We start from the raw sequence: 23,231 nt of genomic DNA, 5'->3' as shown, positions 1-23,231 counted from the left end.
CGAATCGGTTTACTTTTAGGAAGCAGAGCGTGGACGTTCTCAACATACTTGTTGGCATCGCCTTTAGTGGTGCCGCTTACGCCATGGTCCTGTACATGACCTCTGTGGGCTTGTCTGTGACCATGGGCCTGCTGGGTGTCGCAAACCTGGCCCATGGCGCTTTTGCAATGGCTGGTGGCTATTTTCTCGTGACCTTCATGGACCAACTGGGACTGCCTTTCGGTTTGTCTGTGCCATTGGCCTGTGTCTGCGTTGGCTTGATCAGCTTGATCCTTGAGCGAGCCCTGTACTCCCGCGTATATCGAGGCACTGAACTGGATCAGGTGGTTCTTAGCATGGGCCTGATTTTCATGGCTACCGCAGTGGCTCATGTCGAGTTTGGTGCTCAGCCCGTCCGTGTTGTTCTGCCGGATTTGCTAGATGGGCAGCTCACGTTGGGTGGTTACTCGTTCCCTGTGTATCGGCTGTTCTTGATCTGTGCTGGTCTATGTGTTTTTGGTGCGCTGTGGGTAGCTATTGAAAGAACCTTGATGGGGGCGCGCATCCGGGCCGCAGTGGACAACCGTGCGATGGCCGAAGCCACAGGGATGAACAGCAAGAGGATGTTTGCAATCGTTTTTGCGCTGGGCAGCGTACTGGCAGCTCTCGGTGGCTCACTCGGCGCAGAGGTGATGGCGATCGAGCCAGAGTACGCACTAAAGCACTTGGTGTACTTCCTCATGGTTGTTGCAGTTGGCGGTTTGGGTTCTGTGAAGGGGCCGTTTTTTGCCGCACTGCTTTTGGGTGTTGGTGACTCGGCTTGCAAGATTCTTGCGCCTGAGTTCGGAGGCATCTTCATCTATGTCGCGCTTTTCATTCTTCTTCTGATCCGCCCGAACGGCTTATTTGGACGCGTATGAGCTCCCATCCTGCAATCAACGATCTTCTGTCGATCCGCCGCTTTCGGCCGATCGAGGCACTGCCCTGGCTGTTGGCCATTGCGGCCTACTTTGTCTTTCCGCAGTATCTGCAGCTTGGTTCGCAGATTCTGATCATGGCGCTCTTTGCCCTTTCGTTTGACCTCTTGCTGGGGTACGGGGGCATTGTGACCCTGGGTCATGCTGCCTATTTCGGTGCAGGAGCCTATACGGCAGGTCTGCTTGCGAAGTATGGCTGGGGTGAGCCGATGTCGGCATTAGCAATTTCTGGTCTTGTCGCTGGCTTACTGGGCGCTATTGCAGGTGCGGTGATTCTGCGCACCAAAGGACTAGCACTGCTTATGTTGGGGATGGCTGTATCACTGCTGCTACTGGAGCTGGCCAACCACGCTGTAAACATTACGGGTGGTGCCGATGGACTCCAAGGGATGAATGTGGCGGCCATTTTTGGCAAGTTCGACTTCGACATGTTCGGAAAGACCGCCTATGTCTATGCCCTTGTAGTTCTATTTTTCGCTTGGCTTTTTGTTCGTCAACTGGTGAACGCGCCGTTCGGCAGGTCACTTGTCGGAATTCGCCAGAATCCAGCGCGGATGAGTGCTCTGGGGGTTTCTGTGTGGACGCGTCAGCTAGTGGCATTTGCAATCAGCAGTGCTCTTGCCGGTCTTGCCGGCGGACTCTCTGCCCAAACCAATCAATTTGTTTCTCTGTCTGTGTTCGGCTTAGAGCTGTCCGGGATCGTGATCGTGATCTTGGTGCTGGGCGGAGTTGGTCGACTCTACGGCGGGTTTATTGGCGCCTTCGTGTACATGGTTGCTCAAGACACTTTGTCGAAAGATCAACCAGCGTTTTGGCTGTTTTGGATTGGTCTGTTGCTGGTTTTGACAGTGCTATTCAATCGGGGTGGCTTGCTTGGTATAGCTGACTTGATTTGCCATAAATTGAAGCGCTCTGAGGTCGAGCGCTTGGAGGTGGCCAAATGAAGCAACCAATTATTCAAACCAAAAATTTGGTCAGGAAGTATGGAGCCTTTGTAGCTACCGATAACGTCACTTTCTCAATGAGTGCGGGCGAGCGGCGAGCTCTGATTGGTCCGAATGGTGCTGGCAAAACTACATTTCTGAACTTGCTCACTGGACAGATAGCTCCAACGAGCGGTAGCGTTTTGCTCGCTGGAGAGGACATAAGTAAGGTGCCAATGCACCATCGCGTGCGCAGTGGCATCGTGCGAACTTTCCAGCTCAACACGTTGTTGAGGGAATCGAGCGTCCTGGAGAACGTGCAGTTGGCGGTACTTGAGCGGCGTGGGTTTGGCTCTCGCATGTTTGGTGGTGCTCGCGAGCAGCGCGAGGCTGCGGAAGTGGCCATGGAAATCCTCCAGACGCTTGGAATGGCCTCGCACGCGGGCCATCGGATCTCATCCCTTGCTTACGGGCGGCAGCGCTTAGTAGAGATTGCCATCGCGCTCGCGTTGCAGCCTAAAGTGCTGTTACTAGACGAGCCTGCAGCAGGGGTTCCGCCCGCAGATTCTCATTTGGTGATGGACACCATTGCGAGTCTGCCAGGTGATATTGCCGTGCTGATCATTGAGCACGACATGAAGCTCGTTTTTCGCTTTGCACAGCAAATCAGCGTTTTGGTGCGAGGACGGCTTCTGACAGACGGAACGCCGGCGGAAATTGCTGCGGACCCACAGGTTCGAGAGGTCTATCTGGGGAGGGCGCACCATGCGTGATTCGATTTTGACTTGTGCCCGGCTCTGCTCCGGTTGGGGTGATACCCAGGTTCTATCAGACGTTTCTCTCTGTCTTGGTGCTGGACAGGTTTTGGCGCTGCTTGGGCGCAACGGCGTTGGAAAAAGTACCTTGCTTTCAAGCGTTGTCGGCCGAGCTTCACACAAGAGTGGGTCCATCGTTTTGGCGGGAACCAACATCGAGACGCTGCCTGTGTACGAGCGCGCCAAACTTGGCATCGGCTTTGTGCCGCAGGAGCGGGAAATATTTCCATCGCTGTCAGTACGTGAGAACCTGCTCGTAGCGGCCAAGCCGGCAGCGGTACCTGGTGCGAAGCCCTGGAATCTGGATCGAGTTGTCGACTTGATGCCTCGCTTAGGGGAGCGTATCAACAACGGGGGCAACCAGCTTTCCGGAGGGGAGCAGCAAATGCTCAGCATCGGTCGGGCACTCATGGGGAACCCGTCTGTTCTTCTGCTTGATGAACCCATGGAAGGGCTTGCGCCCGTAATCATCGATGGTCTCGTTCAGGCTCTGCATCGGCTGCGTGCTGAGGGTGATCTGGCGATCTTGCTCGTTGAGCAGCACGTCTCCTTGGCACTGGAATTCACTAACAGGGTCATCGTTCTTGATCGTGGAGTGGCGGTATATGACAACGCGGACGGTCGCGAAGTCCCCGACCAGGCTCGGTTGGAGGCCCTTGTAGGGGTTTCCGAGCATTAAAAACACGACCATATATCTTACCAGCTTAGCTAAATTGGTAATATAATTGACTCAAAGATTGATGCGAACGATTCATGAGTTTTAGAAAGCAGGGCTACATGAATCGGTCAAAACGCAAGAACAAACCAATGGAGATATGGACATGTTGAAGACTGGTGCTGAACATCTTGAGTCACTGCGCGATGGTCGCGTGGTTTTCGTTGGTGGCGAGCGTGTGATGGATGTGACGACACACCCTGCGTTCCGCAATGGTGCGCAATCGATTGCAGCCATTTATGACATGAAGGCGGCGCCTGAGAACCGTGATTTCATGACATATGAGGAAAACGGTGAGCGTTACAGCGGCTACTTTCTGCGTGCCCGTAGCAAGGCAGACCTGGAATTCCGCAGCGGCGTGCACCGTGCCATCGCCGATCAGACCTATGGAATGTTCGGACGTTCGCCAGACCACGTTGCCAGCTTCGTGACTGGCATGAGCCTGGCGCCTGAAGTTTTTGGTAAATACGCCGACAACTTGATGGCTCATTACGAGCACATGCGAAAGAATGACATCTATTCGACGTATGCCATCATCCCTCCGCAAGCAGGCCGCAATCCTGAGCCCTACAAGAAGCTCAATATTCCGGTGCCGACCTTGCGTGTGGTTCGCGAGGAGGATGATGGTCTGGTGATCTCCGGCCAGAAAATGCTGGCAACAGGTGCGGCATATACCAACGAGATCTGGGTCGGCAACATTACGCCACTGGCACCTGACCAAGCCGAGCAATCGATCACCTGCACCATACCTTGCAACGCACCAGGCTTGGAGCTGTGGTCGCGCAAGCCGCTGTCTCGTGATGTGAAGGCAGAGTTCGAGAATCCGTTGGCCTATCGCTACGATGAATCAGATTGCATGCTGCTTTGCAACGAAGTCAAAGTGCCATGGGAAAAGGTTTTCGTACACAACGATGCCGCGCTGGCAAGCCAGATCTATGTGAAGACTCCGAGCCACACCTATGGCAACCACCAGTCCAATGTGCGCTTCCATTCAAAGCTGCAGCTCATCGTGGGTCTGGCGAGCAAGATCACCAAGGCTTCGGGAGCCGACCAGGTTCCGGCGGTGCGAGAAACACTGGGCAAGCTAGCGGCTTGGGAAGGCATGCTTGACGCTGCAATCCATGGCCAGATCCAAAGTGCCGAGAAATGGCCCACAGAAGGCTTCTTGTGCTTCAACCGCCGTTTCCAGTATGCGGCGCTGAACTGGTGCACCGAAAATCATTCAATCATCATCGATCAACTGCGTGAACTATGCGGCGGCAGTGTGTTCCAGATGCCCGCAGACATCTCGGTCATGGGTGACGCTCATATGCGTTCTCAGTTTGAAAAGTACTGGACAACGCCCCAAACCGAAGCTGTCGAACGTATGAAGCTCTACAAGCTGGCCTGGGATTTGACTGGCTCGGAGTTTGCCGGTCGCCATCAACAGTACGAGAAGTTCTATGCGGGTGCTTCGTTTGTCGTGCGCAATTACAACTATATGCACGCAGACTGGAAATCCTTGGAGGGCGTGGCAGAGCATTTGATGTCCAGCTATGGCGCTCCTGCGGAATATCTGTAAATAGATTTGGCGCACGCCTGTCCGCATTGTTAAGGAGACATTTTCATGAATTCCTCGTTTACACCTTATCCGGAAATTGATCGCAAAGACTTTCGCTCTGCACTTGGCTTGTTCCCCACAGGCGTGGCGGTAGTTACTGCAAATGATGAAAAAGGCGAATTTCGGATTGGAATGACTATTACGTCGTTCAATTCGGTCTCGCTCGACCCTCCGCTGGTTCTTTTCTCTATCGATAAAAGAGCAATGAGCTTGCCGGCTCTTTGTAAATCCAAGATGTTCAGTATTAATGTACTGGGTCAACAGCATGAACACATCTCAAACCGATTTGCAACGGCAAAAGGTGATAAATGGGGTGAAACGGAGGTGGAATTGCATGATGGGCTTCCATTCACGTTGGCCAATTCCATTGTTGCTTTTCAATGCGCTCCTTACGCCGAATATGACGGTGGTGATCACGTGATTTTTGTTGGCCGTGTATTGCGTATTCACAAGCGTGAAGAGGGTTCGCCTCTGGTTTTTTTTAGTGGGCGATATGCCTCCCTGCAACAGCCGACGATCTCAGCGTCGATCTAATGTTTTTTTAACCTAGGAGTAAGTGAAATGGCTGTTACCAAAGCTCATCACGAGTTTCACAAAATTGACCTCAATGCGCCAGGCTGGAAGTTGCCTGAAGGCTATGCCCCTGATTCCGGTGCGTTGGAGATCATCATCTCCGGCTCGCTGGACACGGAGAAAAAGCAGGGTAGTCGTACTCGTATCCTGCGCTTCCCGGCCGGCTTTGCGACATACAAGCCCATCGTCCATGACTACTGGGAAGAAGTGTTCATGTTGGAAGGTGACATGACCGTCGGTGCTGATGACAGTGGCCATGGTGGCGAGTCCTTTGAAGGCTACACATACGCCGTGCGTCCACCCGGTGCGTGGCATGGCCCCTTCCGTTCGAAGAACGGATGCTATCTGCTGGAAACCCACTACTACGATCCTGCTTGACAAGCTAAGGATCAAGATGCGTCACAATCTCCGGCTGTTCATAGAACTTCTGGAGTTTCTGCATGCAGCGTCGCCCAGCGAAATCGAGCGAAAGCGCTACGAAGAAAGACAAGGAAAAAAAGTTGACCTTGGGTCCTACAGTCTCTCTTCCAGCGCTTCTCGACAAAAGTCCCCAGACCGATAGCAAGTTTCGTCAATTAATCTATGACATTTATGTCGTCGCAGATCTTCTTGAGTCGGCTCGTGAGTATTTGGCGGAGCACTTAGGGGTTTCCTCGTCTCAATACAACATTATTATGGTGATTGCGAGGCAAGGTTCAGAAAATGGGGTGAACGTCAGCGACGTTGCAACCAGACTCAACGTAACAGGCGCATTTGTTACCAATGAGGTAAAGAAGCTTGTAAAGAGCGGATTTATCCATAAGAAATCCAATCCTGATGATGGGCGCAGTGTATTACTGACTTTGACTCCATCTGGTTATGCCAAAGTACAGGCAATAGAGCCAGAAATTATTTCAGTCAATAACAGACTTTTCGGTAAATTATCAAAATCTGATTTCCAGGAGCTTTCTCGCATTGTAGGATCGTTGGTTGATGGGTTTGGCCAAACTGTGGCCTTATTAAAAGCCCTATCCTCGGAGTCCGAAAAAAGTGGAAAGGTGATTGCAGGAATTTCAGGTGGATAGCTGCTGAAATAGGCTTGGCTGATCGGTTGGTGGAGTGAGAATAGTTGACGGCGCTCAGATACTTAAACTTTATCGACAGCCATGATTTATTTTTCTTGCATTGCTGATAATTCTGATGGAAATTCTGAAAGCCGCGTCATTGGAGTTAATCCGCATCGCTTTATTGTTGCAGGTTGGACAGGGCGCGATGCAAAAGCCATTGAGCACCATATCGAAGAACTCGCAGAGCTCGGTGTGCCTCGCCCATCTTCTGTACCGCTGTATTACCGCGTTGGGAAAAATCTACTTTGCCAAGACTCCGTACAGGAAGTTATTGGCTCAGAGAGTTCTGGTGAAGCCGAGCCTGTGATGTTCTTTGCCGAGGGCGAGTGGTGGCTCACGGTTGGCTCTGACCACACGGACCGAAAAGTCGAAGGCTATTCGGTTGCTGTGTCCAAGCAGATGTGTCCGAAGCCTATAGCAAATGCAGCTTGGCGCTGGTCGGAGATTGCAAGTTACCAAGACGAAATTCAGCTCCAGTCGAGCATTTTGGAAGGTGACAAATGGGTGATGTACCAAGGCGGCACACTTGCCTCAATACGTCCTCTGACATCTTTGCGCGATGGCTTCTTCGCTCTAATGAATGAGCAACTTGAGGGAAGCTTCATGTTCTGCGGAACCTTAGGTGCAATTCCTAATGAGCAAGGTACAAGGATCCGTCCCGCAACACAAATGCAGATAGCGTTGCACGATCCGCGCAGGAACCGCTCTATCGTGCATCGCTACACCGTAGAGATGCTTCCGCTTGTGGCCTGACAGTTGGTGGGGATCGATGATCATGAGCCACAACATCTCCGAAATTAGAGTGCGCATACTGCGTGGTGAAACGACTCACGAGCGTGTGGTTGCGAGTGCATTGGAGAAGGCCGGGCAGTCTTCCGCTCAGCATGTCTTTACTGCTTTGTATGCAGATGCCGCGTTAGCGGCTGCACGATCGGCCGATCAGCTTTTGGCTGCGGGAGCTGAGATCCCAGCGCTTGCTGGTTTGCCTGTTTCTGTGAAGGATTTGTACGACATTGCTGGGGAGGCAACACAAGCCGGTGGAATGGTTTATTGCGATGAGAAGCCGGCTTTGGTTGATGCTCTAGCCGTTTCTCGATTGAGAAAAGAGGGGGCAGCGATTGTTGGAAAAACGAATATGACAGAGTTCGCGTTTTCCGGCGTAGGCATCAATCCTCACTATGGAACTCCAGTGAATCCTGCAGATTCCAATGTTGCGCGAATCCCCGGAGGCTCCTCCTCGGGAGCCGCAGTGTCAGTGGCACTAGGTTTGGCCATTGCAGGGTTGGGTTCAGATACGGGTGGATCGATACGTATACCTGCAGCCTTGTGCGGCCTGGTTGGGTTTAAAAGTACCCAGTCTCGAGTCCCTAGGCTGGGAGCGTTTGAGCTCTCTCGGACGTTGGATACTGTTTGTGCCATGACGAGAAGCGTTGCGGACTGCATGACTGTGGATGCTGCTCTGTCTGGTGCTCCACTTGATGTGAAACGGCTGCCGCTTGCAGGCATGCGATTGGCCGTGCCACGCTCAGTCATGTTTGATGGCGCTGATACAGCTGTAATCCAGGCGTTCGAGCGAGCATTGTCATGGCTGTCCCAAGCAGGGGCTCACATCACGACAATTGCGTTTGAAGAGCTTGCTGAGATTCCACGTCTGAACTCGCCTGGCGGTTTTTCAGCAATTGAAGCGTACGCAGTTCACAAAGCAAAGTTTACGCATCAGCAACAGAGCTTTGACTCCCGAGTAGCACAGCGCATTGCGCTGGGTTCCACTGTGAGCGCAGCAGACTACATTGAAATGCAGGATGCCAGAAAGCGTTGGATTGATCGATCGGAGGCTGTACTGGCTCCCTTCGATGCCTTGATCTGTCCTACCGTACCCATGATTGCTCCTGAGATTGCAGGTTTGGTCAAGAGTGACGATGCATTCTTTAAGGCCAACGGACTGCTGCTGCGAAACACTTTCGCGATCAATTATCTGGACGGATGTGCTTTCAGCATCCCTTGCCATCTGCAAGGCGATCTACCCGTTGGACTGATGCTGGCTTCCACAAATGGCAACGATGCTGAACTAGCAGCTGTTGCACTCGCTGTAGAAGCTGCCTTGGACGCAAAGCGCGAAGTCGTGTAGTGCAATCAATGGCGTCCTGCCTCTTTATAGCCAGAGACTGCTCAATCCAGATCCTCTATTGAACGGAGGATGCCTGGGGGGCATCTCTGGCATTTTCAATGGCTAAAAGCCTTTCATAGCAGCGTCCTTTTGAAACCGCCAGTTCGGGTAAGGATGGCATTGCCCGTTCATCAGTTCATCTCAGCTTGTCAGCATCCGTTCGGCCTCGTTGCGTCTTGATCAATCTGCCAAACCTTGAGCTGGAAGTCCATACTTTTTGAGGGTGCATTTTGCTTACTTAAAAAGCTTTTTTTTATAATTAAAAGCCTTGAAAGATTCTTGATCATGACAACTACTCCTTCACGCTTGCCGGTGTACCTGGACTACAGCGCTACGACGCCTGTTGATCGACGCGTTTTTGATGCGATGGAGCCCTACTTTTGCAGCATCTTCGGCAACCCTGCCTCTCGAAGCCACTCTTATGGATGGGATGCCGAGAGTGCTGTCGAGGAAGCACGGAGATTTGTCGCTGAGCTCTTAGGTGCTGACCCGCGTGAGATTGTTTGGACCTCGGGTGCAACCGAGGGCAACAACCTGGCAATCAAAGGTGCAGCAAATTTCTTGAAGGAAAAAGGCAAGCACCTCATCACTCAGGCAACGGAGCACAAGGCTGTTCTCGACACATTCAGAGAGTTGGAACGTCAAGGCTTCACTACTACCTACTTGCCCGTCAACGAAGATGGGCTTGTTACGTTGGAGCAAGTGCTAGAGGCAATACGTCCTGACACCACGCTGGTGTCCATCATGATGGCCAACAACGAAACGGGCGTGGTTCAGCCGGTTGGGGAAATTGGCAAGGCATGCCGCGAACGCAAGATTGTTTTTCACTGTGACGCAGTTCAAGCAGCGGGGAAAATCCCAGTCAACGTCGATGAGATCTACGCGGATCTTCTGACGGTGACTGCTCACAAGTTGTACGGCCCAAAGGGGATTGGAGCACTTTATGTACGACGCAAGCCCCGCGTTCGATTGGAAGCACAGATCCACGGTGGAGGGCATGAGAGAGGGATGCGCTCAGGTACATTGCCTACCCACCAGATCGTTGGGATGGGGGAGGCCTTCCGGATCGCTAAGATTGAGATGGCAAGCGAAGCTCCGCAGCTTCATGTGCTACGGGAGCGGTTGTGGAAAGGCCTGCAGGCAATTGAGGAGATCTATGTGAATGGATCTTTGGAGTCGCGCGTTCCCAACATTCTTAACGTCAGCTTTAACTATGTTGAAGGCGAGTCGTTGATCATGGCGGTTCGTGACCTGGCTGTATCTTCGGGCTCTGCCTGTACTTCCGCCTCATTGGAGCCTTCGTATGTTCTGCGCGCAATGGGGCGGAATGACGAGTTGGCCCACAGTTCCATTCGGTTCTCTTTGGGGCGATTCACAACGGAAGCCGAGATTGACTTTGCGGTCAACCTGCTTAAAGAGAAGGTTGCCAAACTTCGTGACATGAGTCCTTTGTGGGAAATGCATTTGGAAGGTGTTGACCTTTCCAAAATTGAATGGGCTGCCCACTGAATGAGAGCGAAAAGGCTTCCTTAAGCAATTTTGCGTGGTGTTGTTGTTGAGGATCTAGGGCGGCCCACCGCGTTTGTCGCTTGCAGAGGTTGCACAAGACCTGAGTTTGTCCCACCATTTGCCGATGATCCCGAAACCATGAAGGACCTGCCGTAGGCCTTGGGCTCCGATGCGCTGGTGGCGCGCGGACCTATCGCTGCTAGCGCTCTGCCCGAAAGGGGCAGGGCGCTTTTTTCATGGTGCTCCGGCTCTCGCGAAACCGCTCGTATTTGCCCAGGCGCGCCGGGGCGCGCGCGAGATAGCACGCAAAGTCCCATGTAGGTGAATAACCTACAAACAGATGGCGAATGAGATTGGTTTGCGTTTACAAAAGTACATAATTGCAACCGTCAGAGCCCATAACGTCACATACAACCTCGGCTTTGTCTCCCTTTAGCTGCCTGCCAGCTGTCCAGAAGGCCCACCGGGCCGCCGCTTCCTACCCGTATCTGTGAACGACCTGCCCTAGGCAGGCCGAGGAGTCATCATGTCCAACGCAGCTCTCAGCCGTGCCCGCCATATTCGCTGGCAACCCCGTCTACTGGCCCTGGCCGCTGCCGCCGCATGCGCCGGCAATGCTTTTGCGCAAGCCAGGGAGTCCACCATGGAGGAGGTGGTGGTCTCTGCCTCCGGCTTCGAGCAAGAACTGAAAAATGCCCCGGCCTCCATCTCCGTCGTGACGCGCCAGGAGCTTGAGACCAAGAACTTCCGCGATCTGGCAGAAGCCCTGCAGGGCGTGGAAGGCATTGATGTGATGGGCGGCACCGGCAAGACCGGCGGCCTCGATATCAGCATCCGTGGCATGCCCAGCGACTACACGCTGATCCTGATCGACGGGCGCCGCCAGAACGTGGCGGGCGACGTCACGCCCAACGGCTTTGGTGCGGCGCTGACCAGCTTCATGCCGCCCATGTCGGCCATCGAGCGTATCGAAGTCATTCGCGGCCCCATGTCCACGCTTTACGGCTCGGACGCCATGGGCGGCGTGATCAACATCATCACGCGCAAGGTCGGCAAGGAGTGGGGTGGCGAAGTCAGCGTGGGCGCCGGTATTCCGCAAGACAGCGAATGGGGCAACCAGTACAAGAGCAGCTTCTACATCAACGGCCCCATCAAGCAGGAGCTGCTGGGCCTGGCCGTGCGTGGCAGCACCTTCAACCGCGATGCCTCGGACTGGGTGCTGGCCCCTGGCGCCGCACAGCCCGCCGGTTCACGCAACCCCGCGCCGGCGCAAAGCCGCCAGCACAGCCTGGGTGCCAAGCTGACGCTGACGCCCAGCCGCTATCACGATATCTGGCTGGACGTGGACCAGGGCCGCACCTGGTACAACAACGAGGATGGCCGTCTGGGCAATCGCGATGCGGTTGCCAAGCCTGGTTCGCAGCCCGGTTATCGCGATGCGCTGCGTTTCAACCGCGATCAGGTCAGCATCGGTCATACCAGCCGTCTGGGCTTTGGCACGCTGGAAAGCAGCCTGATGCATACCGAAACCGAGACCATTGGCCGCACCATCCCCGGCGCGTCGGTGCCCAAGGGCGACCCGCGTGCTGGCGCCGATCGCGAGCTCAAGACCACCAATCTGGTGCTGGACAGCAAGCTGGTGGCCCCCCTGGGCGATGCCCATATGCTGACCGTAGGCGGCCAGTTCTGGGATGCCAAGCTCAAGGACGGGCTGCTGCCGCAAAGCCACAAGCAGACCATGTGGTCGCTGTTCGTGGAAGACGAGTGGCGCCTGCGCCAGGGACTGACCGCCACGCTGGGCGGCCGCTATGACCACCATGACGCCTTTGGCGGCCAGTTCAGCCCGCGCGCTTATCTGGTCTGGGATGCGACGACGAACTGGACCTTCAAGGGCGGCGTGAGCCAGGGCTTCAAGGCGCCGCGCCTTAACCAGCTGATCGACGGTGTCAGCGGTGTCAGCGGCCAGGGCACGACCATCAGCATCGGCAACCCCAACCTCAAGCCCGAGACCAGCACCAATGTGGAGCTGTCGGCCCTGTTCGACAACAAGGCGGGCTGGACCAGCGCGGCCACGTTCTTCCACAACGATGTCAAGGACAAGATCGCCTCGGGCGGCTCCTGTGCCACGGCAGTCATCTCCAGCTGCGCCTACAACCCCACGGCCGATTACTCCATCAATGTGGACAAGGCCAAGACCTGGGGTCTGGAGCTGAGCAGCCGCGCCCAGCTGGCCAAGGACTGGGCCGTCAAGGCCGGCTATACCTGGACCAACAGCGAGGTGATCGAAGGAGGCCGCAAGAACGGCCAGCTGGCGAACACCGCCAAGCATATTGCCAGCGCCCAGCTGGACTGGACCCCGAGCAGCCAGTGGCGTCTGTGGGCGCGCGGCGAGTACCGCAGCAAGAGCCCGCGCTTCAGCGGCTCCTACGACAATCTGAGCTCAGCCAACAAGGCCGTGTTCGATGCCGTGGGCGATATCAAGGGCTATGCGCTGTTCCATCTGGGCGGCAGCTATCAGGTCAACAAGAGCTTGAGCCTGAACGCCAGCATCTTCAATCTGTTCGACAAGGATTTCCGCAAGTACCAGCAGGTGAGCGTCAACGGCACGCCGACCTGGGTGAACAGCTATTTCCAGGGCGGCTCCTCGGTGTCCGGCGTTACCCAAGCCGGCCGCACCTTCTGGATCACGGCGAACATGAAGTTCTGAGGCTGAGCGCTTCACAAGCGGCATGAGCTTCTGAATCAGGAGCTGTCAGCGTATTTTGCTCATGGTTTTCACACTGTTTTATGTCTGAAACCAATGATGAAAAAGCGCAGGCAGCTCCTGTTTTCATATCTCTGATGATTGGATACACTTCTTTACAAATACGGGTTCTGCGCATGGCAGACCCATACCGAGTGAGGGAGAAAGTCGCAATGTCAGCAGCAAGAGGCCGCGTGCTCATCGCCACGCTGGGACTGGTCTGGGTCGGTGCCCTGATGGCGCAGCCCGTCTACAAATGGGTGGATGCGCAAGGGCAGACGCATTACGGCTCGCAACTGCCGCCGCAGCAGGCGGATGCGTCGCAGGTCAAGGTCTCGCCCAACGGCAGCTCGGGTGCGGGCGCGGGGCGCTTTGGCGAGGGAGCTGAGGCACGCAATCCCGACGGCACCAAGAAGCTGCCCAAGGGCGCTCAGGAAATGGCCGACGGTCTGGCCCAGGGCCTGAGAAAGGTCGACGGCAAGGAAGTGGCGCTGAACTGCGCGCTGGCGGTGGACAACATCCGCAGCCAGATCGAGACCATGCTGGAAAACGGCCAGAAAAACCTCAAGGGTGGCTATATCACCCAGGCCCAGTACGACAGCTCGGCGGGCAACTTCGTGAAGCTGCGCTCGCAGGCCACGGTCGGCGACTGCAAGGCCGCCACGGGCCGCTCGCGCGATATGTACCAGTGCATGACCAGCATGCACAACCACCTGGTCGGCTGCGCCGAAAAGCACAGGCCCTGAGCAGTTCGGCCGCTTTCAGAACACGTTCTCAGGTCTTGGCGCACATGCACAGCAGGTTGGGATCGTGGCCGGTCAGGCTGACGCACTCCTCGGTTTCGCCGAATTTTCCGTGCAGGCCGATATTGGGCGAAGTTCTGGCGGGCTAAAGCGTGCTCGGGTACGAATTCATCAAATGATAATGATTCCCAATATTGCTTTGCGGAAGTTTATGGAGAATCATGTCTGACGTTGTTGCACAGCAAAATTGCCAAGGGGGCGGGCACTCGCTTCACTCCGAATATGAGAGCGAATATCGCCTTTCATATATGTATTTCAAGGTGATAGAGCGTTGAAATCATTGATTAGCATGCGCTGCATGCTTCTTTTTTAAGAGTCTTTACGGTCGCGTGGCCTGGGCGCTGTCCTTGGCCTGCAGCAGCAACTCGTGCAACAAGCCCTGCTGGGCTTCGGGAAAGTCGCTGAGCAGCTCGGTGGCTATCTGCTCGCGCCGGTGTCTGAGCTGATCGAACAGTTGCTGTCCCTGGGCGCTGAGCTGCAGGCAGCGCACGCGCTTGTCGGCTTCGCTGGCCGAGCGCTCCAGCCAGCCCTTGTCCTGCAGCTGAGCCAGGGTGCGCGCCATCTGGGCCTTGTCGGTGTGGCTGTGCTCGACCAGTTCCTTTTGCGTGATGCCGGGGTGACGACCGGTGTGCATGAGGATGCGGAATTCGTTGAAGGTCAGCCCCGGTTGCACCGCTTCAAGCGACTCAAGCAGGCGCGCGCGAAACAGGTGCAGCAGATCGTGCAGCACCTCGAACACTTCGGCAGCGATGGATGAACTCATGGTGGGAAAGGTTGTTTGTTGACTTAGTCAACTTATTAATGGATATTTCGTGGACTTTATCAACTTAATGAAAATCATGTCCAACACCGAGACAGTGTCCATCATGCAGCGTGTACGCCACGAATTCCGCTCGCGCCATGTACAGCTGCTGGCGCGCGAGCAGCTCAGCCCCGGCTTTATCCGCCTGACCGTGGGCGGCCCCGAGCTGGCAGGCTTTGTCAGCGCGGGCTTTGACGACCATACCAAGCTCATCCTGCCCCAGGCCGGGATGGACAGGCCCAATCTGCCGCAGATGGTCGACGGCCGCCCCCATATCGACGGCGAGCGTCCCACCATGCGCGACTACACGCCGCTGAACCATGACGTCGCCCGCAACACGCTGCAGCTGGAGTTCGCCGAGCATGGCTCGGGCCCGGCCGTGGAATGGGCGCGCACGGCACCCATCGGTCAGTGGCTGGGTCTGGCCGGCCCGCGCGGCAGCCTGGTCGTGCCCGCCGATCTGGACTGGCATGTGCTGCTGGGCGATGAAAGCGCCATGCCCGCCATGGAGCGCCGTCTGGCGGAGCTGCCGGCCGGCAGCCGCGCCATCGTGCGGGTGCAGATCGCCAATCCGGCTGACCAGCGCCGCTGGGGCAGTGCTGCGAAGCTGGATCTGCAGTGGGTGCCGTCCCTGGCCGTGGCCGTCGATGCCCTGGAGCTGCCCGAAGGCGAGGGCTTTGTCTGGGCGGCTGGCGAGAATCGTGCCATGGCCGATCTGCGCAAGCGCATTCTGGCCAAGCCCGGTGCCAATCCCAAGCGCATGCGGATTGCGTCCTACTGGAAGCAGGGCGAGGCTGCTCACCACGAGGAACTGAGCGCGAATGACTGAAGCGACAAGTCCGCCTTCACGGCTGACTGCAATACTGCGCCGCAAGCTGCACAAGCGCTACACGCCCCTGGTGTTTGCCTTCTACATGGCGCTGATCATGGCATTTCTCATGTGCTGCATCATCGTGGCTGCCAACGGCGGTCTGGGCGCAGGCTACGGGTGGCGGGTGCTCAAGGCCTATGCGCTGGCCATGCCTTCGGCCTTTGCATGCGTGGTGTTGGTGCGTCCGCTGGTCATGCGGCTGGTTGCCGCCACAGTGCAGCCCTGAGCGTGCTTCATTGATTGAGCAGGACGGGGGCGCCGGTCGCATCGCGCCGCAGCTCGGCCGCGCCGCTGGCAACCAGGCCTGCGATCAGGCCGTCCAGCCATTGCTGTTCCGTTTGGCCACCGAAGTAGCTTTGGTGCAGGATGCCGAAATAGGGGGTGGCATGCACCCAGCGCTGCAGATCCTGCACTTTGATGCTTTGCCACTCCAGCAGCTTGTATTTGAGCAGCACCTTGGCGGCATAGCTGGCATGGCGCAGCGGTGCCTGGACAAAGCCGGCCAGCCGCTTGCGGGCAATGCCCAGAGCCGCCTGCACATCGCCAAACAAGCCGCCGTGTCCGGGCACGACAAGGCGAGGCTCAAGGCGCTCGATCACGTCCAGGGTCGCGGCGACCTCGTCAAAGGCGGCAATGCCTTCGATCTCGGGGAAGACCACGCCAAAGCCGTTTTCCCATAGCGCATCGGCAGAGATCAGGATGCGGCTGTCGGGCTCGAACAGAATCACCGAATGCGGATCATGGCCGGGGGCTGCGTGGATCTGCCAGTCGCGGCCCGACAGGCGCACCGTGCTGCCCGGCTGCAGCAGGCCCGTGATGTCAAAGCGCGGGCATTCCTGCCCCGTGGGAGCGTAGCTGAGGGCTGCCTCGTCCCAGCTGCGTACCAGCTCGGCCTGGCCTGGTGCGATAAAGGTCTGCACCTGTGGATAAGCCTGCTGCAGTGCGGCATTGCCGCCGCAATGGTCGCTGTGCAGATGGGTGTTGAGAATGCGCGCCAGCGGCTGACCTGCCAGCGTGCTTTCGATCAGCGCCAGGGTTTGCGCGCTATGCGTGACATAGCCGGTGTCGATGACGGCAGCGCCTTCGGCATCGCCGGCCTGTGCGGCAAAGACGATGTTGTTGGCCGACAGCCAACCGCGCTCCAGCACGGTCATGCCGGGCGGCAGTGGGACATGCATTGCCGGGGATGCATTCATCGGGCTGGTCTCCTGTGCAGTGCTTTGTGTTTTGCTCAAGCCTAGCAGGCCGCTCATCATGCAGCTGTCGCGCGGGCGGGCTGCTCAGTGCTGCTCAGTGTGACTCGGCCGAAGACAGGATGCGGCGGCGAATCACCACGGGCTTGCCGCCAAAGCGCTGCTTGGACAGCCAGTGCGCCAGGGCCGAATCGAGATGCGTGGCGTGGCCCGGAAACCAGTCCACCAGGGCTTGGGTCAGATCGCGGCAAAGGGCGACATTGCCTTCGGCGAGCTTGACGCGGACTTCTGCCACGGACTTGAGCACGGCCGCATGCTCGTCGATATGGCAGTCGCGTGGCGGGAAGCTGGTGCTCAGCATCCACTGGTCCTCTTCGGCAAAGTGGTGCTGCAGATGGGCCTCCATGGTTTGCAGCAGACTGGGCAGCTCGCTGTCTTCGGCGGTTTGCAGCAGGGCAATCAGCTCGACGAATTCCTCGTGCAGCTCGTCCATGGGCCCGTGGCCCATGAGCAGATGGTCTCCCCAGACCAGGGTGGCGGTGTGGCTCATGGCAATGTCTTCTTGTGAATGCTGCGGAGTGTGCGCAGCTTGTCTCTGAAGACCATTATGCAAGCCGTATCGGTGGGCAGGCATCCTGCAAAAGAGGGAGGCGGTCTGCCATGCGGGCAAAGAAAAAGCCTCTTGAACCGAAATTCAAGAGGCTTTGTCTGGTGCGCGATACATGGATCGAACATGTGACCCCTGCCGTGTGAAGGCAGTGCTCTACCGCTGAGCTAATCGCGCTTTAACTGGTGGGTGATACATGGATCGAACATGTGACCCCTGCCGTGTGAAGGCAGTGCTCTACCGCTGAGCTAATCACCCGAAGACCGCAATTCTAGCAGCAACTTTGGAAGTCTTCGGGAAAACTCGTAAATTTTCTGAAAAAACTCAGTTCGACCGCAGCTCGCGCCTCAGGATCTTGCCCACATTGGTCTTGGGCAGCTCGTCGCGGAACTCGATATGGCGTGGCCGCTTGTAGCCTGTCAGCTGCTCCTGGCAGTAGCGCATGACCCGGTCTTCCGTCAGCGAGGGGTCGCTGCGCACCACATAGACCTTGATCGATTCGCCCTGCTGATCGTCCTTGACGCCCACGGCTGCGCATTCGAGCACGCCGGGGCACATGGAGATGACGTTTTCCAGCTCGTTCGGATAGACGTTGAAGCCGCTGACCACCATCATGTCCTTTTTGCGGTCGATGATGCGGGTGTATCCCTCGTCGTCCAGCACACCGATATCGCCGGTGCGCATATAGCCATCGGCCGTGAAGGCCTTGGCGGTCTCTGCAGGCTGGTTGTAGTAGCTGTGCATGACGTTGGGGCCCTTGATGCACAGCTCTCCCGCCTGGCCGTTGGGCAGGGTGCGGCCTTCATCGTCCTTGATGGCGACCGAGATGCCGGGCAGAGGCAGGCCTATGGTGCCGGTGAACTCCTTGTTGGTGACGGGATTGTTCGTGCCTATGGCGCAGGTCTCGCTCATGCCCCAGCCTTCGATCATGGCGCAGCCCGTGGTCTGCTGCCACTGACGCGCCGTGCCTTCGGACGCCGCCATGCCGCCGGCCTGGGAGATAAACAACTGCGAGAAATCGAGCTGGCGGAACTCCGGGTTGTTGAGCAGCGCATTGAACAAGGTGTTCACGGCAGGCAGCACATGGAAGGGCCGCTTTTTGAGCACCTTCACAAATTTCGGGATATCGCGTGGGTTGGGGATCAGACTGAGGCTGCCGCCCAGTCGCATGGCGAACAGGCTCACGGTGAGCGCGAAGATGTGATAGAGCGGCAAGGCCGCCACGATATGGGTTTCATTGGCCTTGACCCTGCCCTCCAGCGCAGGGGTGAACCAGGTATGCGCCTGCAGCGTGGCGGCGACGATATTGCGATGGGTCAGCACTGCCCCCTTGGACAGGCCTGTTGTGCCGCCCGTGTATTGCAAAAAGGCCATCGAGTCCAGCGTGGCCGTGCTGGGAATGAGCCTGCGTCCAGCGCCCTCGGTCAGGGCCTTGCTGAACAGGGTGACCTGGCGCGGCTGGCTGCCGGCGCCTGAATCCGAGCCAAGGGGCAGGTCAAAGGCCGGCACCATCTTGGCCAGGTGGCGCACGGCAAAGGTGATCCAGCTGCCGTACAGGCCGCCGAGCAGATCGCCCATGCTGGTCAGGCAGATATGGCGGATATGGCTGCGCTCCAGCACCTGGGCCAGGGTGTGGGCAAAGTTCTCCAGGATGATGATGGCCGTGGCACCCGAGTCCTTGAGCTGATGCTCGAGTTCGCGCGCGGTATAGAGCGGGTTGACGTTGACACAGGTAAAGCCTGCGCGCAGCACGCCGGCCATGCTGACGGCGAATTGCGGCACATTGGGCAGCATGATGGCCACGCGTGCCCCCGGCTCCAGACCCAGGCCCTGCAGCCAGGCCCCCATCTGTGCGGATAGCCTGTCCAGCTCGCCATAGCTCATCCAGCGGTCCATGCAGACGGAAAACGGCCGCTGCGCATGCTGGGAAAAGGCTTCTTCGAGCAGATGTACCAGCGAGCGGTACTGCTCGGGCTGTACTTCGTGCGGCACATTGGGCGGATAGTTCTTGAACCAGGGAGCGGCAGCGTCCATAGAAGAGGTACCTTGCAGAAGCCGCTCGTCGTCCAGGGAAGCGGGCGGCGGGTTGAACAAAGAAGGCCAGCGTGCAAAACCTGCGCTGCGGCTGATTCTGCGGATGCCCTCTGTCAGGGTCTACGGGGGCTTGTCCTAGGCGCTGAGCGGCATGCTTGCTACGCTAGCGCCTGGAGGTGCAGGCTTTGAATACCTGGTTCTGGCGCGCAGTGGTGATGGGCAGCTGGCTGGCGCTGCTGCTCTGGTGCGGCTATTGGTGGCCGCGCTCGGTCGCGACGGCCTTGGCCGGTGCAGCCCTGATTGCGGGCGGTGCCGGACTGCAGCTGGGCACGCAGATGCTGATGATGCGCAGGGTGCTGCGCCGCCGCGGTGTGCCGCTGCCGTCTGCCATGGTCGCGCTGCGGGCCTGGCTGTCGGAGTGGCGCTGGGCCTGGCGGTTGTTTGGCTGGCAGATTCCTTTTGGCGAACATGCCGAGCCCGATGGAGTGTCTGTCGAGGGCAAGCAGGTGCAAGGGCCAGTGCAAGGGCAGGTGGGCGTAGTACTGGTGCACGGCTATTTCTGCAACCGTGGCGTGTGGACCGTCTGGCTGCGCAGGCTCAAGTCGCGCGGCATTGCCGGCATGGCCGTGACGCTGGAGCCCGCGCACGGCAGCTCCGTCAACGCCATGGTGGACGATCTCGACCGATGCGTGAAAGCCATGGTCCAGCAAACCGGCTGTGCCCCTCTTCTGGTTGCGCACAGCATGGGCGGTCTGGTGGTGCGGGCCTGGCTCAAGCGGCTTGATGCCGGTGAGCGCGTGCGCCATGCGGCCCATGTGGTCACCGTGGCCACGCCGCATGGCGGCGCGTGGCTGGCGCGGTTTGCGCAGCGCCTGCCGGCCGTGGAGATGCGCGAGGGCAGCGACTGGCTGCAGCGGCTGGGGCCGCCGCCCGAGGATGTGCCATTCAGCTGCTGGTGCAGCAGCAGCGACAACATCGTCTTTCCCCCCGATCTGGCTGTCCTGCCGAATGCGCAGCGCCATCAGGTCGACGATGCAGCGCATATGCAGCTGCTGTTTGATGCGCGGGTCTGGCAGCACTGTCTGCAGCTGCAGGCGCAACTACAGGAGCGACTGCAGGAGCGACTGCAGGAGCGACCGCAGCAGCGGTATCAGGCGGCAGACGGAGGTGCCTCGGCAGCCGATGCCGGGGCACGGGCCTGCGGGTCCTGAACCAGGTGGATGTCGGTGGCGGAGACCAGGGCGATCTTCTGCTCGGCACAGCGCTGCAGCAGGCCGAACAGCAGGTCGCTGCGCGTGCTGTAGACATTGCGCGAGCTCGAGACATGGCCGAAGCTGGTGATGTTGACCACGCTGCCATTGATGGAGTCCACATACATTGAAGGGGCCGGGGTGCTCAGCACGGCCTCATGCTCGGCATAAAGGCCCAGCAGCACCTCGCGCAGCTTGACGATATCGGTGTTCAGCGGCACCGAGAACGCGATCGAGATACGGCCCAGCGCGCCATCCATGGTCAGGTTCTGCACGGACTTGGTGATGAACTCCGAGTTGGGCACGATGACGGTGGATTTGTCATCGGTCTGAATCTCGGTGGCGCGCACGCTGATGCGGCGGATGTCGCCGACCTGATCGCCGATGCGCACGCGGTCGCCCAGCTTCACGGGGCGCTCGGCCAGCAGAATCAGGCCCGAGACAAAGTTCTGCGTGATGGCCTGCAGGCCGAAGCCGATGCCGACGGACAAGGCGCTGGCCAGCAGAGCCACTTTTTCGAAGCCTATGCCCAGGGCCGCCAGCGTCCACAGGCCGGACAGCAAAATGCCCGTATAGCGGGCCACGGTGCTGATGGAGTTGCGTGCACCTATATCCAGCTCGGTCTTGGGCAGAAAGGTCTCCACCAGCCAGTGCTGCAGGGCCCCAAACAGCGTCAGCCCCGCCACCAGCACCAGCAGGCCGCGCAAAATCGTCATGGGACGCAGGAAGGAGTCGCCCACGGGCAGGCCGTTGGTCAGCGTATCGGCCAGCACGATCAGGCTGCTGGAGTTGCCAAAGGGCGCGATCAGCGCCATCAGCCCCAGCAGCAGCAGACAGACACGCGTGAAGGCCGACAGCAGCACGCCGACCTGCTCCAGGCGCGAGGGCTTGAGCCCCGTGCCGGCAGCAAAGCTCTGGCCGATACGGCTCTCGCTGGAGCACAGCCAGGTAAAGAGGTCGTCGACAAACTTCATCAGCAGCGAGGTGGCCAGAACCACCACGGTGATCCAGACCATTTGCGTGGCTGCGAATACCGAGAAGTTCAGATAACCGATCAGCGCTGCGATCAGCGCGGCCAGCACCGTCAGATGCCCGCCCAGCCAGGCCAGCATCAGCCAGCGACTGGTTGCAGCAGGCCGGTAATCGTCACCATGGTGAGCGGCTTTCTCGCGCTCGGCCAGTTGCTGGCGCTTGCGTTGCTTGTTGATGACCATCAGCACCGACATGATGAGCAAGGCATAGACGAGCGCAATCAGTCCGTCCAGGGCTACGCTGCTGACGGCGCTGGTGCGTGCGGCAATGTCCACCGCGTTGAGCATCATGGAGAACCAGGTCAGACCGGCGGCTCCCCAGGCAAAGCGTGTGAGCGCAGGAGCTGCAATGTCGTCGATGTTGAGCAGTCGCCAGGTGGGGCGCTTGGGCACCAGCAGGCAGGCGCTGACGGAGAGGAAGAAGGCCGCGACAAATGAGGATTGAATCCAGGCATCGGCCACGGTCTGCAGGCGAGGTGCAATCGCGTCTATGGAGCGCAGGCTCTCGATGAATACCAGACTGGCCAGGCCGGGTAGGGCGGTGCCCACGACCAGCATCCAGACGGCCAGACCCGTGCGGCGCAACCGCCCGTTGGGTGCGCGTTCGGAGGCCGCAAATTTTCGGCCCGCATAGCGCAGGCCGATGCGCAGCGGAAACATCACAAACAGCGCCAGGGCAATGCCGGTCAGCGTGGCCGACCAGCCATGTTCGGCAATGGCAGCGTTAAAGCTGGTATGGCCCTGGCGTGTCAGGGCCGCAATGCGTTGCAGGTCGGTTGGCAGATGCTCGGCAAACTGCTTCCACAGCGAAGGCGACAGCGGCGATGCCACCTTGCGGGCGATCTGTGCGTTGAACTGCTGGGTGCGGATTTTCTCGATGCTGTCCGTGGTCTGCTTGGCCTCCATGGACAAAAGCTTGCCGCGCTTGAGTGCGGAGTCCAGCTCGCTGTGCTGCTGCGCCAGATCCTTGCGCTGCAGGGTCAGTTCGGGGGATTCCTCGCTGCCTTCGGCCACCGGCCCCAGCTGGGCAATGCGGGCATCGATCTGCTTGAGCAGCGGCTCCAGTGCCGTGACGGCATTGTCGGCATCGCGTTTGGACTGCAGGGCTTTTTCGGACAGGGCCTGCAGCGTTTCGGAGGTGTCGGCATCGTCCAGCGACTGGCGTACCTTGTCCAGCGTGTTCGATGCCTGTTGAATCTGGGCGATGGACGTGGTCTGGATATCGCCATTGGCAGGCAGCTCGGCCGCGACGGCCAGACCTATGCAAAGTTGGAGCGCTAAAAGCCAGCGCAGCAGTCGGTTGCAGCGGTAATGCATTGTGAAGAAGTGAGTGGGCGGCAGTTTGCCTCTGGCGCTCACTATAGGTGCAATGCTGCGGTCAGGGTTTCAGGGCGCAGCCAAGTCCTGCAGGGCTTGCAGCCTGAATATTCTGTATCGATTGCTATTAAAAATGGAGCTTTATGCGCTTCTCAGAAAAGGTGTGGCGCCGGATTTCCATCTGGAAATTCGGCGCATGACCTCGCGCGTTCCGGG

At 58.1% G+C, this 23,231-nt stretch carries 21 protein-coding genes and 2 tRNA genes; 16 read left to right on the top strand and 7 right to left on the bottom strand.

Features of this window, described 5'->3' with window-relative positions:
* The first annotated feature begins 29 nt into the window (after window positions 1-29).
* From AC1RTQ_RS03000 to AC1RTQ_RS02940, 13 genes are all read left to right on the top strand, one after another.
* Window positions 30-899, top strand: a complete 870-nt coding sequence (locus AC1RTQ_RS03000; protein ID WP_492874187.1) for a branched-chain amino acid ABC transporter permease — start codon at window positions 30-32, stop codon at window positions 897-899.
* Window positions 896-1,900 carry a branched-chain amino acid ABC transporter permease gene (locus AC1RTQ_RS02995; protein WP_492874185.1) on the top strand — a complete coding sequence of 335 codons (1,005 nt, stop codon included), beginning with the start codon at window positions 896-898 and terminating at the stop codon, window positions 1,898-1,900. Before AC1RTQ_RS03000 ends, AC1RTQ_RS02995 begins: the two co-directional genes overlap by 4 nt.
* Window positions 1,897-2,652, top strand: a complete 756-nt coding sequence (locus tag AC1RTQ_RS02990) for an ABC transporter ATP-binding protein (protein WP_492874183.1) — start codon at window positions 1,897-1,899, stop codon at window positions 2,650-2,652. The genes AC1RTQ_RS02995 and AC1RTQ_RS02990 overlap by 4 nt, the downstream gene beginning before the upstream one ends.
* Window positions 2,645-3,373 carry an ABC transporter ATP-binding protein gene (locus AC1RTQ_RS02985; RefSeq protein WP_492874181.1) on the top strand — a complete coding sequence of 243 codons (729 nt, stop codon included), beginning with the start codon at window positions 2,645-2,647 and terminating at the stop codon, window positions 3,371-3,373. The genes AC1RTQ_RS02990 and AC1RTQ_RS02985 overlap by 8 nt, the downstream gene beginning before the upstream one ends.
* A 142-nt stretch (window positions 3,374-3,515) precedes the next feature.
* Window positions 3,516-4,970: a 4-hydroxyphenylacetate 3-hydroxylase family protein gene (locus tag AC1RTQ_RS02980; protein WP_492874179.1), complete on the top strand. Its 1,455-nt coding sequence runs from the start codon at window positions 3,516-3,518 to the stop codon at window positions 4,968-4,970.
* Between the two features lie 45 nt (window positions 4,971-5,015).
* On the top strand, window positions 5,016-5,543 hold the full coding sequence (locus AC1RTQ_RS02975; protein WP_492874177.1) for a flavin reductase family protein: 528 nt from the start codon (window positions 5,016-5,018) through the stop codon (window positions 5,541-5,543).
* Between the two features lie 27 nt (window positions 5,544-5,570).
* A complete protein-coding gene (locus tag AC1RTQ_RS02970; protein WP_179625899.1) occupies window positions 5,571-5,960 on the top strand; it encodes a cupin domain-containing protein in 390 nt (129 codons plus the stop codon).
* A 62-nt stretch (window positions 5,961-6,022) separates the two neighbouring features.
* Complete coding sequence (locus tag AC1RTQ_RS02965; protein ID WP_492874174.1) at window positions 6,023-6,646, top strand: MarR family winged helix-turn-helix transcriptional regulator; 624 nt, start codon at window positions 6,023-6,025, stop codon at window positions 6,644-6,646.
* 81 nt (window positions 6,647-6,727) lie between these two features.
* The gene (locus tag AC1RTQ_RS02960; RefSeq protein WP_492874172.1) at window positions 6,728-7,441 is read left to right on the top strand and encodes a DUF2848 domain-containing protein; all 714 of its coding nucleotides are present in this window, start codon (window positions 6,728-6,730) and stop codon (window positions 7,439-7,441) included.
* 22 nt (window positions 7,442-7,463) lie between these two features.
* Window positions 7,464-8,816 (top strand): amidase, encoded by a 1,353-nt coding sequence (locus AC1RTQ_RS02955; protein ID WP_492874515.1) that lies wholly within the window; start codon window positions 7,464-7,466, stop codon window positions 8,814-8,816.
* A gap of 324 nt (window positions 8,817-9,140) precedes the next feature.
* Window positions 9,141-10,364 (top strand): IscS subfamily cysteine desulfurase, encoded by a 1,224-nt coding sequence (locus AC1RTQ_RS02950; protein ID WP_492874170.1) that lies wholly within the window; start codon window positions 9,141-9,143, stop codon window positions 10,362-10,364.
* 526 nt (window positions 10,365-10,890) lie between these two features.
* Window positions 10,891-13,071 carry a TonB-dependent receptor domain-containing protein gene (locus AC1RTQ_RS02945; protein WP_492874168.1) on the top strand — a complete coding sequence of 727 codons (2,181 nt, stop codon included), beginning with the start codon at window positions 10,891-10,893 and terminating at the stop codon, window positions 13,069-13,071.
* A 209-nt stretch (window positions 13,072-13,280) separates the two neighbouring features.
* Window positions 13,281-13,853: a DUF4124 domain-containing protein gene (locus tag AC1RTQ_RS02940; RefSeq protein WP_409816860.1), complete on the top strand. Its 573-nt coding sequence runs from the start codon at window positions 13,281-13,283 to the stop codon at window positions 13,851-13,853.
* Between the two features lie 376 nt (window positions 13,854-14,229).
* On the opposite strand, the gene AC1RTQ_RS02935 is transcribed toward AC1RTQ_RS02940, so the two are convergent.
* The gene (locus AC1RTQ_RS02935; RefSeq protein WP_302088939.1) at window positions 14,230-14,673 is read right to left on the bottom strand and encodes a MarR family winged helix-turn-helix transcriptional regulator; all 444 of its coding nucleotides are present in this window, start codon (window positions 14,671-14,673) and stop codon (window positions 14,230-14,232) included.
* Between the two features lie 67 nt (window positions 14,674-14,740).
* Between AC1RTQ_RS02935 and AC1RTQ_RS02930 the strand changes: the two genes are divergently transcribed.
* Complete coding sequence (locus AC1RTQ_RS02930) at window positions 14,741-15,541, top strand: siderophore-interacting protein (RefSeq protein ID WP_492874167.1); 801 nt, start codon at window positions 14,741-14,743, stop codon at window positions 15,539-15,541.
* On the top strand, window positions 15,534-15,809 hold the full coding sequence (locus AC1RTQ_RS02925) for a DUF2798 domain-containing protein (RefSeq protein WP_304350145.1): 276 nt from the start codon (window positions 15,534-15,536) through the stop codon (window positions 15,807-15,809). Before AC1RTQ_RS02930 ends, AC1RTQ_RS02925 begins: the two co-directional genes overlap by 8 nt.
* 7 nt (window positions 15,810-15,816) lie before the next feature.
* On the opposite strand, the gene AC1RTQ_RS02920 is transcribed toward AC1RTQ_RS02925, so the two are convergent.
* From AC1RTQ_RS02920 to AC1RTQ_RS02900, 5 genes are all read right to left on the bottom strand, one after another.
* Complete coding sequence (locus AC1RTQ_RS02920) at window positions 15,817-16,779, bottom strand: MBL fold metallo-hydrolase (RefSeq protein WP_492874165.1); 963 nt, start codon at window positions 16,777-16,779, stop codon at window positions 15,817-15,819.
* Between the two features lie 94 nt (window positions 16,780-16,873).
* Window positions 16,874-17,326 (bottom strand): bacteriohemerythrin, encoded by a 453-nt coding sequence (locus tag AC1RTQ_RS02915; RefSeq protein ID WP_492874163.1) that lies wholly within the window; start codon window positions 17,324-17,326, stop codon window positions 16,874-16,876.
* 159 nt (window positions 17,327-17,485) lie between these two features.
* Window positions 17,486-17,560 (bottom strand) — tRNA-Val (locus tag AC1RTQ_RS02910).
* Window positions 17,561-17,566: 6 nt separating this feature from the next.
* A tRNA-Val gene (locus AC1RTQ_RS02905) sits at window positions 17,567-17,641 on the bottom strand.
* 66 nt (window positions 17,642-17,707) lie between these two features.
* Entirely contained in the window at window positions 17,708-19,417 is a 1,710-nt protein-coding gene (locus AC1RTQ_RS02900; RefSeq protein ID WP_492874161.1) for an AMP-binding protein, read from the bottom strand.
* Window positions 19,418-19,593: 176 nt separating this feature from the next.
* Between AC1RTQ_RS02900 and AC1RTQ_RS02895 the strand changes: the two genes are divergently transcribed.
* Window positions 19,594-20,628 (top strand): esterase/lipase family protein, encoded by a 1,035-nt coding sequence (locus tag AC1RTQ_RS02895; RefSeq protein WP_492874160.1) that lies wholly within the window; start codon window positions 19,594-19,596, stop codon window positions 20,626-20,628.
* Here the strand turns inward: AC1RTQ_RS02895 and AC1RTQ_RS02890 are convergent.
* The gene (locus AC1RTQ_RS02890; protein ID WP_492874158.1) at window positions 20,568-23,015 is read right to left on the bottom strand and encodes a DUF3772 domain-containing protein; all 2,448 of its coding nucleotides are present in this window, start codon (window positions 23,013-23,015) and stop codon (window positions 20,568-20,570) included. The two genes, AC1RTQ_RS02895 and AC1RTQ_RS02890, sit on opposite strands and share 61 nt — an antisense overlap.
* Between the last annotated feature and the right edge of the window lie 216 nt (window positions 23,016-23,231).

The sequence above is a fragment of the Comamonas sp. GW821-FHT11H03 genome, from assembly GCF_058807955.1.
This window is presented reverse-complemented; position numbering and strand designations above follow the sequence as displayed.

Excerpts from the sequence above, each read along its gene's own strand:
- AC1RTQ_RS02995 (WP_492874185.1), top strand. The coding sequence starts at position 896 with ATGAGCTCCCATCCTGCAATCAACGATCTTCTGTCGATCCGCCGCTTT.
- AC1RTQ_RS02990 (WP_492874183.1), top strand. The coding sequence starts at position 1,897 with ATGAAGCAACCAATTATTCAAACCAAAAATTTGGTCAGGAAGTATGGA.
- AC1RTQ_RS02985 (WP_492874181.1), top strand. The coding sequence starts at position 2,645 with ATGCGTGATTCGATTTTGACTTGTGCCCGGCTCTGCTCCGGTTGGGGT.
- AC1RTQ_RS02980 (WP_492874179.1), top strand. The coding sequence starts at position 3,516 with ATGTTGAAGACTGGTGCTGAACATCTTGAGTCACTGCGCGATGGTCGC.
- AC1RTQ_RS02975 (WP_492874177.1), top strand. The coding sequence starts at position 5,016 with ATGAATTCCTCGTTTACACCTTATCCGGAAATTGATCGCAAAGACTTT.
- AC1RTQ_RS02970 (WP_179625899.1), top strand. The coding sequence starts at position 5,571 with ATGGCTGTTACCAAAGCTCATCACGAGTTTCACAAAATTGACCTCAAT.
- AC1RTQ_RS02965 (WP_492874174.1), top strand. The coding sequence starts at position 6,023 with ATGCAGCGTCGCCCAGCGAAATCGAGCGAAAGCGCTACGAAGAAAGAC.
- AC1RTQ_RS02960 (WP_492874172.1), top strand. The coding sequence starts at position 6,728 with ATGATTTATTTTTCTTGCATTGCTGATAATTCTGATGGAAATTCTGAA.
- AC1RTQ_RS02955 (WP_492874515.1), top strand. The coding sequence starts at position 7,464 with ATGAGCCACAACATCTCCGAAATTAGAGTGCGCATACTGCGTGGTGAA.
- AC1RTQ_RS02950 (WP_492874170.1), top strand. The coding sequence starts at position 9,141 with ATGACAACTACTCCTTCACGCTTGCCGGTGTACCTGGACTACAGCGCT.
- AC1RTQ_RS02945 (WP_492874168.1), top strand. The coding sequence starts at position 10,891 with ATGTCCAACGCAGCTCTCAGCCGTGCCCGCCATATTCGCTGGCAACCC.
- AC1RTQ_RS02940 (WP_409816860.1), top strand. The coding sequence starts at position 13,281 with ATGTCAGCAGCAAGAGGCCGCGTGCTCATCGCCACGCTGGGACTGGTC.
- AC1RTQ_RS02935 (WP_302088939.1), bottom strand. The coding sequence starts at position 14,673 with ATGAGTTCATCCATCGCTGCCGAAGTGTTCGAGGTGCTGCACGATCTG.
- AC1RTQ_RS02930 (WP_492874167.1), top strand. The coding sequence starts at position 14,741 with ATGAAAATCATGTCCAACACCGAGACAGTGTCCATCATGCAGCGTGTA.
- AC1RTQ_RS02925 (WP_304350145.1), top strand. The coding sequence starts at position 15,534 with ATGACTGAAGCGACAAGTCCGCCTTCACGGCTGACTGCAATACTGCGC.
- AC1RTQ_RS02920 (WP_492874165.1), bottom strand. The coding sequence starts at position 16,779 with ATGAATGCATCCCCGGCAATGCATGTCCCACTGCCGCCCGGCATGACC.
- AC1RTQ_RS02915 (WP_492874163.1), bottom strand. The coding sequence starts at position 17,326 with ATGAGCCACACCGCCACCCTGGTCTGGGGAGACCATCTGCTCATGGGC.
- AC1RTQ_RS02900 (WP_492874161.1), bottom strand. The coding sequence starts at position 19,417 with ATGGACGCTGCCGCTCCCTGGTTCAAGAACTATCCGCCCAATGTGCCG.
- AC1RTQ_RS02890 (WP_492874158.1), bottom strand. The coding sequence starts at position 23,015 with ATGCATTACCGCTGCAACCGACTGCTGCGCTGGCTTTTAGCGCTCCAA.